Here is a 13,921-nt window from a genome sequence, read left to right on the forward strand (position 1 = left end):
CATGACTACAGGCCGCGTTATAAAAAATTACAACGGATATTTCTACGTAGATATCGGCGCCGGACAGCTCGTCGAATGCCGTCGCCGGGGAAAGGTCAAGGCGAAGATACTCGTCGGAGATGAGCTGGAAATTACGGAATTAGGCGGCGGAAAGGGCGTTGTCGAAAAGCAGCTGCCGCGGCGGAACAGCCTCCGCCGCCCGGCTGTGGCCAACATCGATCAGATGTTTGTCATCATGGCGGCGCAATCGCCGGATCCCAATCAGTTTCTCGTCGACAAGCTGCTCATGACCTGCGAATACGGCGGCGTTCATCCGAAGCTGTGCTTTAACAAGTGCGATTTAGACCGTGAAACAGCGGAAGCTTATAAAGCCTTTTATGAAACCTGCGGCTATGATGTCTATCTTGTGTCTGCCGTTACCGGCGAAGGGCTGGACGCCATCAAGGCTTTGCTTCCTCATAAGATGACCGTATTTGCCGGGCCGTCCGGCGTCGGGAAGTCGAGCCTGTTGTCTCAGATTTTAGGGCGGGACCTGTCTGTCGGCTCAGTCAGCGAAAAAATAAAGCGGGGCCGCCATACGACGAGGCACTCGGAAATCATGCAGCTGGAAGGCGATACGTATGTCATCGATACGCCGGGATTCAGTTCGCTGGAATTCGAACATCTCGACAAAGGGGAGGTCTTCGCCTTATTTCCCGACATGACGCCTTACGGCGGACGCTGCCGCTTTTCGTCATGCCTCCACTTGTCGGAGCCGGACTGCCCCGTAAAGGATGCCGTTGCCGAAGGCAAGATACAGAAAGAACGGTATGAAACGTACTGCAAAATCGTCAATTCTATTCTCGAAAGGAACCGATAGGTATGATACACATTTGTCCTTCTATTTTGTCCGCCGATTTTTCCCGGCTGGCTGAAGAAATTAAAGACGTAGAATCAAAGGGAGCAGACTGCATCCATCTCGATATGATGGACGGCCATTTCGTGCCGAACCTGACGTTCGGCGTGCCGATCATCGCCGCCTTGCGGAAGCACGTTTCCATTCCCTTCGACGCCCATTTGATGGTCGAACATCCCGACGTATACGTAGACGGCCTGGCAAAAGCCGGCGTGCAGTACGTTACAGTCCATCAGGAAGCGTGTCCTCACCTGGACAGCACGCTGCAGCATATCCGCAGCGCCAGCATGAAGTGCGGCGTCGCCTTGAATCCGGCTACGCCCGTATCGTCTTTATCCTGCGTGGCGGCGCAGCTCGATATGATCCTCATCATGAGCGTCAATCCCGGTTTCGGCGGCCAGAAATTCATTCCTTATTCGCTGGATAAAATCCGTGAAGCCAGGGCGCTGCTCGATTCCGTCGGCAACACGGAAGCCGTCGTAGAAGTAGACGGCGGCGTCAACGCCGATACAGTACAGGCGGTCAAGGAAGCCGGCGCTACCTTCCTCGTTGCGGGAAGCGCCGTATTTGGAGCGGCAGACCGGGCTGCAGCCATCGCCGCGCTGCGGTAAGAAGTCTGTACTTGTATTTCTATCCCTTATGTGCTAAAATCATAGGTGGATATGAATAATAGTCTTTGGGGCAAGGTGAGAAAGGGCAGCTTTCAATTCCTGACCGGCGGTATAGTCCGCTAGCCTGGCGTAAGCGGGGCTGAACCGATGCGATTTCGGTACCGACAGTATAGTCTGGATGGGAAAAGACGACGTTTCGTTTATTTTTGTTGTGCGCAAAAGGCTATTGGGTTTCCATACCCGTAGCCTTTTTATTTTTTATAACAAAATCTATCAGGAAAGGAATGACAGATTTGGAACCGGTAGATTATATGAGAAAAGCCCTGGAGCTGGCAAAGCTGGCTTTAGGGTATACAACGCCGAACCCGGCCGTAGGCTGCGTCATCGTAAAAGACGGCGAAATCGTCGGCACGGGCTACCATCGCCAGGCCGGCACGCCTCATGCGGAAGTATGGGCCCTGCGCGAAGCCGGCGACAAGGCGAAGGGCGCGACGGTATACGTTACGCTGGAACCCTGCGCGCATTACGGGCGGACGCCGCCCTGCGCCCGCACGCTCGTAGAAAAGGGAGTCGGCAAGGTCGTCATCGCCATGCTGGACCCCAACCCCCTCGTAGCGGGAAAGGGAGCGGCCATTCTCCGGCAGGCCGGCATACCTGTCGAAATCGGGCTGCTTTCCAAGGAAGCAGCTCAACTGAACGAAGTATTCATTAAAAACATGATGGTGCAGAAGCCGTTTATCGCCGTCAAAATAGCGCAGAGCCTCGACGGCTGCATCGCCTCGCGGACGGGAAAATCCCAGTGGATTACGAATCAATGGGCCCGCAATTACGGCCACTACCTGCGCTCTATCTACGACGGCATCCTCGTCGGCATCAATACGGTCAAGCTCGACAATCCGCTGCTGACCTGCCGCATCCGCCGCGAAGCCCACGACGAACCGCACCAGCCGGTACGCATCATCATGGATTCGCAGGGGCATATTCCCCTCAATTCCCTCGTCCTGACGGATAAGACGTCGCCGACCATCGTCGTGACGACGTCTCTCTGCCCGGTAGAAAAGATGAGAGAATTGAAAAACATGGGCGTCACCGTCCTGCTGGCTCCGCTGAACAAGGATCGCCACATCGATTTGCCTGCCGCCCTGGACTTGCTGTACAAGCAGGGGTTGCAGAGCATCCTCGTCGAAGGGGGCAGCAAGATTCAGGGAACCTTCTTCGACCACAAACTCGTCGACAAGATATACGCCTTTATCGGCGACAAAGTCATCGGCGGCGAACAGGCCCTGTCGTCTGTCGGCGGCCACGGCGTCGATTCCCTCGACGAATGCCTGCCCCTGGCGTACGATTCGGTCGAGCTGCACGACGGCAATATTTTGATTACAGCGTATAATGCGAATAGGGAGGGAGCTTATGTTCACTGGCATCATTGAGGAATTGGGCACCGTCGGCCAGCTGGACCGCCGTCCCGATTCGATAAAGCTGACGATTCTGGCCCGTAAGGTACTGGAAGGGACCCAGCTCGGCGACAGCATCGCCGTCAACGGCGTCTGCCTGACGGTGACCTCCATGACGGATTCGTCCTTTACGGCCGACGTCATGCACGAAACGATGCGCCGTTCGTCCCTGAGCGACATCAAGAGCGGCTCGAAGGTCAACCTGGAACGGGCCATGCAAGTCGGCGGCAGGCTGGGCGGCCACATCGTCAGCGGCCATATCGACGGCGTCGGCCATATCGCTCGCATCGCCGCCGACGGCATCGCCCGGGTCATTACGATTTCCATTCCCAAGGATATGGAGCCGTTCATCGTCGAAAAGGGCTCTATCGCTATCGACGGCATCAGCCTGACCGTCGTTTCCGTAGGCAACAGCCAATTTTCCGTTTCCATCATTCCCCATACGATGGCCAACACGACGCTCATCGACAAGCATCCCGGCGCCGTCGTCAATTTGGAAACCGACGTAATTGGGAAATATGTCCATAGCTTTACCACAGCCCATACGGGCAAACGTTCCGGTATCACGCTGGAAACGCTGTTGGAAAATGGATTTTAAAATACTATTTCAGAATAGGAGAGTGTTCTACTATGGCACACATTAAAGAAGGTCAATTAATTGGTTCTGGTTCTAAGTTTGGTATCGTCGTAGCGCGTTTCAACGAATTTATCTGCAGCAAGCTCCTTGGCGGCGCATACGACGCCCTCCATCGTCACGGCGTAAGCGACGACGATATCACGACGGCCTGGGTTCCCGGCTCCTTTGAAATTCCCCTCATCGCCCAGAAAATGGCCGAATCGGGCAAATACGACGCCGTCATCTGCCTCGGCGCAGTCATCCGCGGCGCGACGAGCCACTACGACCTGGTCTGCAATGAAGCAGCCAAGGGCATTGCTCAGGCGTCCCTGAAGACAGGCGTGCCTATCATGTTCGGCGTCATTACGACGGAAAATATCGAACAGGCTATCGAACGGGCCGGCACGAAAGCGGGCAACAAGGGCTTCGACGTAGCGACAGCGGCTATCGAAATGGTCAACCTCATAAAAGAACTGTAAGAAAACGCAAGAGGCTGATGCCGAAGAATTTCTTCGCGCACCAGCCTCTTTTATACGCCGTATGCAGTTATTCTGCCGCAGGCTCCGTATCAGGCTCGTCTTTCGTCGTAAAGCCGATAATCCGCCGCGGCTTATCCGTATCGTCGGTCCGCTTGACGGCGACGAGAAGCAGGTTCAGCTGAGACAAGTGCTGAACCAATTCGACATGAGAGCCGTCAGATAGTTCGCCGTAGAAGACGATCATGTTCGGGTCCCAAAAGCCTACGTCCTGAATGCTGAAGGTAATGTTGCCGGCCGATACGAGGCGGCCGCCGGCCTGCATATCGTCGGGCATGTCCGATTCAAAATTGTTGATGAGCGCGACGATGCGCCGGTACATATCCGAAGCCAGGTAGGGCGTTTCCGGATCTTCATCTTCTGCCGTATCCAGCGGCGCCGACGGCGGAATGATCAAGATATCCCGGCCGTCTGCCGCCGTATATTCCTTCTTTTCGTCTGCCATAGTAATGCCCCCTTTTTCCGTTTCTTATATACATAATTCCATGCGGAAGGGAGAAATCCTGCCGGCACGGCGAAAGAGTCCGGCAGCGGGCAGCACAGTTTTTCCGACCTGCCAAATTAGTAGTGAAAAATACTCGCAGGTGTAGTATAATTAGATTCAGATTTTATGTAGAAAGGATATCAGAACAGGATGCATATTGAAGACCAGATCGTCCATTATACATCAGACGAGTTAATTCGCGTTTCTATCGCCCAGACGCGCCGCATAACAGAAACGGCGCGGCAGCGGCATCATTTGTCGCCTGTGGCCTGCGCCGCCTTGGGCCGGGCCATGACGGGAGCGCTCCTCCTGGCCGGAGACTATAAAAATCATGAAGGCGTTTCCCTTAAATTTGCCGGCGACGGCCCATTAGGAGCCGTTCACGTCGACGCCTTCGATTCCAATAAAGTACGGGGCTATATCGACAATCCCACAGTTGATTTGCCCCTCAAAGCAAACGGAAAATTAGATGTAGGAGCCGCTGTAGGCCAGCACGGCCAGCTGACGGTAACGCGCTTTACGCCGGAGCAGATGACCTATACGAGCCAAGCCGACCTCGTATCCGGCGAAATTGCCGAAGATTTGGCTTATTACTTATACACGTCGGAGCAGATTCCCTCGACGATCAGCTTAGGCGTCCTCGTCGACCGGGACTATACGATTGCCGCGTCAGGCGGCTTTCTCGTCCAGGCGCTGCCGGGAGCGAAAGAAGAAGACTTAGCGCGGGTCGAGGCCAACATTACGCAGATCGGGCCGATTACGACGTATTTGAAGAATCATCCCGATGGAGAAGGGCTGATCGACATTATTTTAAGCGGCATGCATTTTAAAGAATTATTCCGCAAGCCTGCCTGGTGGCAGTGCACGTGCTCGTGCCAGCGCATTGAAAACGTCCTCCTGTCCCTGAGAGCCCAGGATAAGGAGGAACTGCTGCAGGACCCGCAGGTAGAGATGACCTGCCATTACTGCGGTGAAAAATACGTCATCAGCCACGACGAATTAGTTACTTTATTCGAAAACGCACATAAGGAGTGATAGTATGGGCTTAATTGCCATCATCGGCGGTACGGGCGTCTGCGATATCAAGATGCTGAAAAACGCCAAAGAGCATCACATGGACACCTTTTACGGTACGATCCATTATGTCCGCGGCACGTATGAGGGAAAAGAACTGATTTTCCTTCCCCGTCATGGTAAAACCCATTCCATACCGCCTCATCTGATCAACTACCGGGGCAACATGCTGGGCTTAAAGCGGTTAGGCGTTACAGCCGTTATTTCGACGACGGCCGTCGGGTCCCTGAACCGCGACTTTAAGCCGAACGAATTTGTCCTGCCCGACCAGTTCCTCGATTTTACGAAGTCGCGCCATACGTCTTTCTTTGACGGCGGGGAAAACGGCGTCGTCCACGTCGATATGACCGAGCCGTACTGCCCGACCCTGCGCCGTACTCTCATGGCAGCGGCTGACGAACTGGGAGGATACGCCCTGCATAACGGCGGCACCTACGTGTGCACGGAAGGACCGCGGTTTGAAACGCCGGCGGAAATCAAGATGTACGAAAAGCTGGGCGGCGACCTCGTCGGCATGACCAACGTGCCGGAAGTCTGCCTGGCCCGGGAAGCTGAAATCTGCTACGCTACGGTTTCCATGGTTACGAACTTTGCCGCCGGCATTTCTCCGTCCGCCCTGACTCATTCGGAAGTCGTAGACTGCATGGCGGAAAACTCTCTCCGCCTGCGTACCCTGATCATGAAAGCCGTCGAACTGTACGGCGACGACGATTGCCTGTGCCGCCACGCCCTGCAGGAATACGGCGGCTTTACGGTGTAATATGGATACGCTGCGCTGGCAGAACGGCCAGCTGGTCCTGCTGGACCAAACGAAGCTTCCCCTGGAAGAAGCCTATATTACGTGCACAAAATGGCAAGACGTATACGACGCCATTTCCATCCTCGCCGTGCGGGGTGCACCGGCTATCGGCGTCGCCGCGGCCTACGGCTCGGTCCTGGCTGCCCGCATGCTGGCAGAAACCCGCGACTATGAGTCGACTTCGGAGTTCCTTGCCGATTTCTCCGAATGCTGCCGCTGCCTCGACGAAGCCCGGCCTACGGCTGTCAACCTGCACTGGGCCCTGGAAACGATGAAAGCCGCGGCGTATGGAGCAGAGGAACAACCGGTCTCGTCTATTCTCCAGCTGCTGGAAGACAAAGCGAAATCCATGCAGGCCGAAGATGTGGCAATCAACACGGCCATGTCGGAATACGGCGCCGAAGAATTAGCCGCGGCAGGTAAGCCTCTGACGATATTGACGCACTGCAACGCCGGGGCGCTGGCTACGGCCGGCGTCGGCACGGCTCTGGGCGTCATCCGCTCTCTTCACAAACGTGGGCTGATCCGCATGGTTTATGCCGATGAAACGCGGCCCCTCCTGCAGGGAGCGCGCCTCACCGTATCGGAGCTCATGGCCGACGACATTCCCGTGACGCTCATTACGGACAACATGGCCGCTTGGGTCATGAAGACGAAGGGCGTCGACGCCGTCATCGTCGGGGCCGACCGCATTACAGCCAACGGCGACACAGCCAACAAAATCGGCACCTACGGCGTGTCGATTTTGGCGAAGGAACACGGCGTTCCCTTTTACGTCGCCGCCCCGATTTCGACCTTCGACCTGTCCCTGGACAAGGGGGAACAAATTCCCATTGAGGAGCGAAATCATGACGAAGTGCGTTCCATTCAGGGAGTACCGACGGCGCTGCCGGAAGCCGCCGTCTTTAATCCGGCCTTCGACGTAACGCCTCACGAGAATATCGCGGCTATTTTTACGGAAAAAGGGGTTATCCGCAAGCCTGACACTGCGCAGGTTCATGCATTTTTCAATATATAGAAAGGAAGTCTTATCGTATGGAATCTATTATTCGCGACATCAAATTAGCTAAGAGCGGTCATGAAAAAATCAGCTGGGTTGACCACTACATGCCGGCGCTGAACGCTATCGGCGACGAATTAGCTAAAGAACAGACCTTTAAAGGCAAGACGGTCTGCGTCAGCGTCCATTTGGAAGCTAAAACGGCGTACTTGGCCGAAGTCCTGCACCGGGCCGGCGCCAACGTCATCGTCACGGGAAGCAATCCCTTGTCGACGCAGGACGACGTCGCCGCAGCTCTCGTAGAAGACGGCCTGACAGTCTATGCCTGGTATGGCGCGACAGAGGAAGAATATTTCAATTTCCTCAACAAATCTCTGGACCATCATCCGGATATCATCATCGACGACGGCGGCGACCAGGTTCATCTGCTCCATACGACGCGGACCGACGCCCTGGAAAACCTTCTCGGCGGCACGGAAGAAACGACGACAGGCGTCAACCGCCTCCATGGCCTCGATAAAGCGGGCCAGCTGAAATTCCCCATGATCGCGGCAAACGATTCGTACTGCAAATACCTCTTCGACAACCGCTACGGCACAGGCCAGTCCACGTGGGACGGCATCATGCGCACGACGAACCTCACCGTTGTCGGCAAGAAGGTCGTCATCGCCGGCTACGGCTGGTGCGGCCGCGGCTGCGCTATGCGGGCCAAGGGCCTGGGCGCTCACGTCATCGTCACGGAAGTAGACCCCATCAAGGCTATCGAAGCCGTATTCGACGGCTTTGAAGTGCTGCCGATGGCCGAAGCCGCCAAGGTAGGCGATATCTTCGTCACCCTGACAGGGGACAAGGACGTCATCCGCGGCGAACACATGAAGAACATGAAGGACGGCGTCATCTTGGCCAACGCCGGTCATTTCGACGTAGAAATCAACCGTCCCGAACTGGAAGCATTGGCCGTACGCCATTTTGAAGCCCGTCATAATATCGAAGGCTACGAACTGCCCGACGGCCGCATTATCAACCTGCTGGCCGAAGGCCGATTGGTAAACCTCGCTGCCGGCGACGGCCATCCGGCGGAAATCATGGATTTGTCCTTCGCCGTACAGGCCCTGGCAGCCAAATATATTCTGGAACATCACGCCGAACTGGGAAATCACGTATACGTCCTGCCCCGCGATATCGACATGGAAATCGCTAAGATCAAGCTGCGCTCCATGGGCTACAGCATTGACACCCTGACGGAAGAACAGCGCAAATACTTAAATCTGGACTGATTGGGCAGGGAGGACAGCCGATGAAAACGTTGATCAAAGACGTAGCCTTATACAAAGACCACGTCATTACAGAGCATCAGAACATTGAAGTGACAGACAGCGTCATTACGGGATTTCCGACGTCGCCCCAGGCAGGGGATTACGATGAAGTCCTCGAAGGCCGTTCCATGCTGGCCCTGCCTGGTTTCGTCAATACGCATACGCACATCGCCATGACGGTGTTCCGCAGCTACGCCGACGACATGCAGCTTATGGACTGGTTGGAAAAGAAGATTTGGCCGGCAGAGGACAAGCTGGACAGCGACGTCGTATACGCCCAGACGATGCTAGGCATCGCCGAAATGATCCGCTGCGGCACGACGAGCTTCGCCGACATGTATTTCTTCATGGACGACGTAGCCAGAGCCGTAGAAGCCTCTGGCATCCGGGCCGCCCTAAGCCGCGGCTTGACGGGCGTGACGCCCAATGCCCAGCAGGCGCTGCAGGAAAATAAGGAATTTTACAAGACGTGGCATGGAAAGGCGGACGGACGCATTACGGTCATGTTCGGTCCCCACGCCCCTTATACGTGCCCGCCCGACTACATCCGCCAGGTCGTCGAAGCCGCCGGCGAATTGGGGGCGGAAGTGCACACGCATTTGTGCGAAACGAAGGGCGAAGTAGACAGTATTGTCAAACAGTACGGCAAATCGCCTATCGCCTTGATGGACGAACTTGGACTGTTTGACTGCGGCTGTTTGGCGGCTCACTGCGTGTGGGTCGACGACGCTGACATGGATATTATGGTCAAGAAGGGCGTCCGCGTCGCTCACAATCCGGGCAGCAACTTAAAGCTGGCCAGCGGCATCGCTCCCGTACAGGACATGCTGAAAAAAGGCATCGTCGTAGGCCTCGGCACGGACGGAGCATCGAGCAACAACAACCTGGACATTATGGAAGAAATGCATTTGGCCGCATTTATCCATAAGGCCCATACGCTGGACCCCTTAGTCGTCCCGGCTGAATCAGCTGTCAACATGATGACCGAAGCCGGCGCAGCATGCCTCGGATATACGGATATCGGCAAGTTAGAAACAGGGTATAAAGCCGATATTACCCTCGTCGACAGAGAAGGGCTCCATTGGTATCCGAAAAACGATTCCATGTCCTTGCTGGCATACTCAGCCAACAGCTTCGACGTCGATACGGTCATGGTAAACGGTAAGGTGTTGCTGAAAGGCAAGGAATTTACGACACTGGACATTGAAAAAATCAAAGCGGAAGCAGAGCGGACCAAAGAAAAGCTCTTTTCTGCCTTATAATCCCACCTCAAGACGGCCGTTCCCTGAAAGGGGGAGCGGCCGTCTTTGCATGCCTCCGGTGACAGAGGGGATAGGGCGCAGTAGTTTTTTACATATATTTCACATAATCGCCTGCATTTCTTTACACAAAAGGCCTAAAGTAAAAGCAGTTAGTATACCTTTGCTAGTTTATAGCTCAATAGGAGATGTTGCAATTATGTGTCCATTTCACGTCAAAAAGAGTAAGAAAGTTGCTGCTGCGTATGTGGCAGCAGTATTATGTATGGCTTCTTTCGGCGTATTTGCTGCGACCGAGCATTGGAACGATGCGTCCCTTACGCCGCAAGTGACGACGAGAACGACCGTTTCAGAAAATACGGATTGGCAGCAGTGGAAAGACAATTGGGATGCCATTAAGACCAATTACGAACAAGTATCCATTGCTCCCGGCGCCGACGCCTCTCAGCTGAATTTCGGCTGGTACTCCAAGGAAAAAGCCGACCGCGCGCAGGTCCGCATCGCCGACAATCAGGCAATGAAACACGCCGTAACCTTCGACGGCTCCTGCCAGAATGGTACGGTAATCAGCGGCGTACCCTATTACACCAACAAGGTTACGGTAAAAGATCTGAAGCCGGAAACGACATACTGGTACCAGGTAAAACTCAATGGCAAATGGCAGGAAGCCCACCAGATTAAGACGGGCAACCCCGACGATTTCACAATCATGTACGTCGGAGACCCGCAGATCGGCGCGTCGTCCGGCCAGATTCCATCAGAAGGAACGGCAAAACAGAACGGCGACATCGCAGCCCGGAACGACTCGTATAACTGGGCAAAAACCTTGAATTACGCCTTGGCTCAGCATCCGGAAATCAACTTCCTCGTATCGCCTGGCGACCAGATTAACGAACCGGCAGAAGACCAGAGCGCCGCTAAGATTCAGATGCAGGAATATCAATATGCCGGCTACCTGTCTCCTGCCGCGCTGCGCAGCCTGCCTGCCGCTACGAGCATCGGCAACCACGACTGCATGACGTCGGGCTATCAGAATCACTTCAACGTCCCGAATCCCTTTACGGAAGAAACGAATTCGACTAAAGCCGGCTACGGTTACTACTATACCTACGGCAGCGCGCTGTTCATCGTCATCAACGCCAATAACTACAACGCCGCCGACCATCAGGCCTTGATTGAAAAGGCCATCAAAGCCCATCCGGATACGAAATGGCGCATCGTCGTCATGCACCAGGATATTTACGGCAGCGGCAAAGACCACTCCGATTCGGACGGCATCCTGCTCCGCACGCAGCTCACGCCGATTTTCGACGCCAACAAGATCGACGTCGTCCTTCAGGGCCATGACCATACTTACGCCCGCACATACCAGCTGAGCAGCGACGGCAAAGATCATGCAACCTTTGACCAGTTCAAAGTAGCCGGCCAGTGCGGCCAGAAGCATAACCTGCTGGATGCAGCCCTGAAAAATCAGGAATTTAAAAACAATTACGTATCCCAGAACATGTGCTATACCATTGCCGACATGAGCCAGGGCGTGCTCCGCAACCCGAAGGGCGTATTCTACATGTCGTCCAACTCTGCGACAGGCTCCAAGTTCTACGAACTCATTCCGCAGCAGCAGGATTACATCGCCGCCCGCAGCCAGACATGGCGTCCGACCTATTCGGTTATCCGCATTACGAATAACAGCTTCACCATCAACACCTATGACGCTGAAACAGGAACGCCCATCGACAGCTCGTACAGCATCATAAAGGACTAAGGACAGATGATACATTCTAAATGGTTTCGCTTGCTCCTCGTCATCGTCTGTATCGTCGCCGGAGGGTACTTCCTTCAATCGTACAATCAGGTCGATAAACCGCAGATGGTCAACACAGACGGCCGTACCTTTGAAAAGGCTCAGGTCATAGAAATCATTCAGGATAACGTGCAGGAAAACGGAAGCCGCGTCGGCGACCAAATCGTGTCACTGCGCATTGAAAGCGGCATCCATGCCGGGAAAACCGTTCAGGCAAATTGCCCGAACGGTCTTCTCTTTGGCACGGTCTGCGAACCGGGGATGGAAGTCGTCGTCATATCCAGCACGATCGGCCAGCTCGATCTGCACACGGTATATAACATCGACCGGTCCCTGCCGATTTACCTGTACATTGCAGCCTTCCTGATTTTACTGAGCGTCGTCGGCGGCAAAAAGGGCGTCAAATCAGCCGTCGCCTTACTATTTACCTTTATCTGTTTTGTATTTCTCTTTTTCCCCATGATCTTGCGGGGCACAGGGCCCGTTGCTGCTTCGATCCTCACGTCGGGCATTGTCCTGGCGGCGACGATGTACCTCATCAACGGGTGGTCGAAAAAGAGCGTCACGGCCTTTTTGGCGACGCTGGGAGGCATTCTGACTGCCGGCATTTCAGCTATTATCTTTGGCCAGGCCGTCAATCTGTCCGGCTACAACGTATCGAATATTGAAAGCCTCATGTTTGTCGCTCAGAATACGATGATCGACATAGGCCAGATTCTCTTTGCCGGCATCTTATTCGCCAGCTTAGGAGCCGTCATGGATATTGCCATGGACGTGACGTCGGCCTGTGCGGAAATCGAAAAGCATAATCCTCAAATCAGCCGCAAGGCCCTGTTTCAGGCGGGAATGAACGTAGGCCGCGACGTCATGGGAACCATGTCGACGACGCTCATCCTGGCGTTTTTCGGCGGTTCCTTGGGAACATGGGTATTAGATTACGTGTATGATTTGCCGTACTTGCAGCTCATCAACTCCAACTCAATTGGCATCGAAATTATGAAGGGCTTCTCAGCCAGCTTCGGCGTCATATTCACCGTGCCTATCGCAGCGGCTCTGAGCGCCTTTACCTGGCGTAAGGACAACGGCAAAAAAACAGTTGTAAAGCTATAACAACCAGCATCATATGTATTAAAGGCCTCATTTCAATAGGATTACAAGCCTGTGAAATGAGGCCTTTCTGCATATATACTGCAAATAATTTGCAAGTATCATCATTCTAAAATGAAGATATCTCCTTATGAAAAACAGGGCATGAACCTATGGCAGAGTTTTTCAAAATACGGACAAAACCGACTGGTCAGGAAGATAGTAGTCAACGCCGAAAAAATAAATGTCTTTCCGACTCAAGGGCAAGCTGGGCCTCGTAAAATCCGTTGACTTTTACCTAGGGATGCAGTATATATAAAGAGGGGAGAAATCGCTTATTTTAGCGGTTTATTTAATCTAATCTATATTAATTTATGTTTATTTACGTTTATTTAGGCTAAAAAATAGAGAAGGAGAAATGAAATATGCAATTTGAAAAGGTTCCAAAAAGAAAAAGGATCATTGACTTTTTTCCCGAAGAAAAGGAAGTGCCTCAAAAAAAGAAGAGAGGTGCCGCTAAAAAAGACGATGAGAAAAAGAAACGCCATCGAATTTCTACCTATTTGACAGATAAGCAATATAAGCAATTTATGGCGTACTGCGAAGACCAAGATCTGTCTCCGGCCGAAGCCGTCAGGATGGCCATTCGCGAAACAATCGGCAAGGTCAATAAATAGATTGTTATTCTCAATTTATAAAATTCACACCAGCAGCCAGCTGTAAAACCAATTCTGATATAGTTTGTCGGGCTTATAGATATATTGCCGTTTCACGAAACAACTGAAATAAGTTTTAGTAAAATTTACAGATATGCATGTAAATCCGTATGGAATTACATGTTTATATAGGATATAATTGCCGCGCACATGCTGTATGCCAGGACTGAGGACTAATCACGGCAGCCAAAATATATGGTATGGATGTATTAGAAAAAAATTTAGAAGGGTAATCATCCCGGGATATTGCTTCATGTATTGCTGCATAAAT

14 protein-coding genes and 1 riboswitch are annotated in these 13,921 nt (G+C 53.4%); of the genes, 13 read left to right on the forward strand and 1 reads right to left on the reverse strand.

The genetic code is table 11. The features are described from left to right. Position 1 precedes the first annotated feature (1 nt). The 5 genes from rsgA (at position 2) to ribH (ending at position 4,055) form a co-directional block, all read left to right on the forward strand. Entirely contained in the window at positions 2 to 859 is an 858-nt protein-coding gene (gene rsgA / locus OCV58_RS03900) for a ribosome small subunit-dependent GTPase A (RefSeq protein WP_154877021.1), read from the forward strand. 2 nt (positions 860 to 861) lie between these two features. Then, complete coding sequence (gene rpe / locus OCV58_RS03905) at positions 862 to 1,506, forward strand: ribulose-phosphate 3-epimerase (protein ID WP_154877022.1); 645 nt, start codon at positions 862 to 864, stop codon at positions 1,504 to 1,506. Between the two features lie 57 nt (positions 1,507 to 1,563). Then, positions 1,564 to 1,700, forward strand: a riboswitch (FMN riboswitch). A gap of 99 nt (positions 1,701 to 1,799) precedes the next feature. Continuing rightward, on the forward strand, positions 1,800 to 2,936 hold the full coding sequence (ribD, locus tag OCV58_RS03910) for a bifunctional diaminohydroxyphosphoribosylaminopyrimidine deaminase/5-amino-6-(5-phosphoribosylamino)uracil reductase RibD (protein ID WP_095628946.1): 1,137 nt from the start codon (positions 1,800 to 1,802) through the stop codon (positions 2,934 to 2,936). Next, on the forward strand, positions 2,917 to 3,558 hold the full coding sequence (locus OCV58_RS03915; protein WP_154877023.1) for a riboflavin synthase: 642 nt from the start codon (positions 2,917 to 2,919) through the stop codon (positions 3,556 to 3,558). The genes ribD and OCV58_RS03915 overlap by 20 nt, the downstream gene beginning before the upstream one ends. 32 nt (positions 3,559 to 3,590) lie before the next feature. Next, positions 3,591 to 4,055 (forward strand): 6,7-dimethyl-8-ribityllumazine synthase, encoded by a 465-nt coding sequence (ribH, locus tag OCV58_RS03920; protein ID WP_087477412.1) that lies wholly within the window; start codon positions 3,591 to 3,593, stop codon positions 4,053 to 4,055. 67 nt (positions 4,056 to 4,122) lie between these two features. Here ribH and OCV58_RS03925 read toward each other — a convergent pair whose 3' ends face one another. Beyond that, positions 4,123 to 4,557 (reverse strand): DUF6173 family protein, encoded by a 435-nt coding sequence (locus OCV58_RS03925; protein WP_087477413.1) that lies wholly within the window; start codon positions 4,555 to 4,557, stop codon positions 4,123 to 4,125. 189 nt (positions 4,558 to 4,746) lie between these two features. Between OCV58_RS03925 and hslO the strand changes: the two genes are divergently transcribed. From hslO to OCV58_RS03965, 8 genes are all read left to right on the forward strand, one after another. Continuing rightward, complete coding sequence (hslO, locus tag OCV58_RS03930) at positions 4,747 to 5,631, forward strand: Hsp33 family molecular chaperone HslO (protein WP_154877024.1); 885 nt, start codon at positions 4,747 to 4,749, stop codon at positions 5,629 to 5,631. A gap of 4 nt (positions 5,632 to 5,635) precedes the next feature. Beyond that, complete coding sequence (mtnP, locus tag OCV58_RS03935; RefSeq protein ID WP_095628864.1) at positions 5,636 to 6,430, forward strand: S-methyl-5'-thioadenosine phosphorylase; 795 nt, start codon at positions 5,636 to 5,638, stop codon at positions 6,428 to 6,430. A gap of 1 nt (position 6,431) precedes the next feature. Beyond that, a complete protein-coding gene (mtnA, locus tag OCV58_RS03940; protein WP_154877025.1) occupies positions 6,432 to 7,487 on the forward strand; it encodes an S-methyl-5-thioribose-1-phosphate isomerase in 1,056 nt (351 codons plus the stop codon). Between the two features lie 17 nt (positions 7,488 to 7,504). Continuing rightward, the gene (locus OCV58_RS03945) at positions 7,505 to 8,746 is read left to right on the forward strand and encodes an adenosylhomocysteinase (RefSeq protein ID WP_087477417.1); all 1,242 of its coding nucleotides are present in this window, start codon (positions 7,505 to 7,507) and stop codon (positions 8,744 to 8,746) included. A gap of 20 nt (positions 8,747 to 8,766) precedes the next feature. Beyond that, complete coding sequence (locus OCV58_RS03950; protein ID WP_107195496.1) at positions 8,767 to 10,047, forward strand: amidohydrolase; 1,281 nt, start codon at positions 8,767 to 8,769, stop codon at positions 10,045 to 10,047. Positions 10,048 to 10,309: 262 nt separating this feature from the next. Further along, positions 10,310 to 11,809: a purple acid phosphatase family protein gene (locus OCV58_RS03955; protein ID WP_267312782.1), complete on the forward strand. Its 1,500-nt coding sequence runs from the start codon at positions 10,310 to 10,312 to the stop codon at positions 11,807 to 11,809. A gap of 6 nt (positions 11,810 to 11,815) precedes the next feature. Further along, positions 11,816 to 12,958 carry a YibE/F family protein gene (locus tag OCV58_RS03960; protein WP_154877027.1) on the forward strand — a complete coding sequence of 381 codons (1,143 nt, stop codon included), beginning with the start codon at positions 11,816 to 11,818 and terminating at the stop codon, positions 12,956 to 12,958. 401 nt (positions 12,959 to 13,359) lie between these two features. Continuing rightward, positions 13,360 to 13,611: a hypothetical protein gene (locus OCV58_RS03965; RefSeq protein ID WP_154877028.1), complete on the forward strand. Its 252-nt coding sequence runs from the start codon at positions 13,360 to 13,362 to the stop codon at positions 13,609 to 13,611. The last annotated feature ends 310 nt before the right edge of the window (positions 13,612 to 13,921 follow it).

Origin of the sequence: Megasphaera stantonii (assembly GCF_025567065.1) — a bacterium.
Taxonomy (GTDB): Bacteria; Bacillota; Negativicutes; order Veillonellales; family Megasphaeraceae; genus Megasphaera; species Megasphaera stantonii.

Excerpts from the sequence above, each read along its gene's own strand:
- rsgA (WP_154877021.1), top strand. The coding sequence starts at position 2 with ATGACTACAGGCCGCGTTATAAAAAATTACAACGGATATTTCTACGTA.
- rpe (WP_154877022.1), top strand. The coding sequence starts at position 862 with ATGATACACATTTGTCCTTCTATTTTGTCCGCCGATTTTTCCCGGCTG.
- OCV58_RS03915 (WP_154877023.1), top strand. The coding sequence starts at position 2,917 with ATGTTCACTGGCATCATTGAGGAATTGGGCACCGTCGGCCAGCTGGAC.
- ribH (WP_087477412.1), top strand. The coding sequence starts at position 3,591 with ATGGCACACATTAAAGAAGGTCAATTAATTGGTTCTGGTTCTAAGTTT.
- OCV58_RS03925 (WP_087477413.1), bottom strand. The coding sequence starts at position 4,557 with ATGGCAGACGAAAAGAAGGAATATACGGCGGCAGACGGCCGGGATATC.
- hslO (WP_154877024.1), top strand. The coding sequence starts at position 4,747 with ATGCATATTGAAGACCAGATCGTCCATTATACATCAGACGAGTTAATT.
- mtnP (WP_095628864.1), top strand. The coding sequence starts at position 5,636 with ATGGGCTTAATTGCCATCATCGGCGGTACGGGCGTCTGCGATATCAAG.
- mtnA (WP_154877025.1), top strand. The coding sequence starts at position 6,432 with ATGGATACGCTGCGCTGGCAGAACGGCCAGCTGGTCCTGCTGGACCAA.
- OCV58_RS03945 (WP_087477417.1), top strand. The coding sequence starts at position 7,505 with ATGGAATCTATTATTCGCGACATCAAATTAGCTAAGAGCGGTCATGAA.
- OCV58_RS03950 (WP_107195496.1), top strand. The coding sequence starts at position 8,767 with ATGAAAACGTTGATCAAAGACGTAGCCTTATACAAAGACCACGTCATT.
- OCV58_RS03955 (WP_267312782.1), top strand. The coding sequence starts at position 10,310 with ATGGCTTCTTTCGGCGTATTTGCTGCGACCGAGCATTGGAACGATGCG.
- OCV58_RS03960 (WP_154877027.1), top strand. The coding sequence starts at position 11,816 with ATGATACATTCTAAATGGTTTCGCTTGCTCCTCGTCATCGTCTGTATC.
- OCV58_RS03965 (WP_154877028.1), top strand. The coding sequence starts at position 13,360 with ATGCAATTTGAAAAGGTTCCAAAAAGAAAAAGGATCATTGACTTTTTT.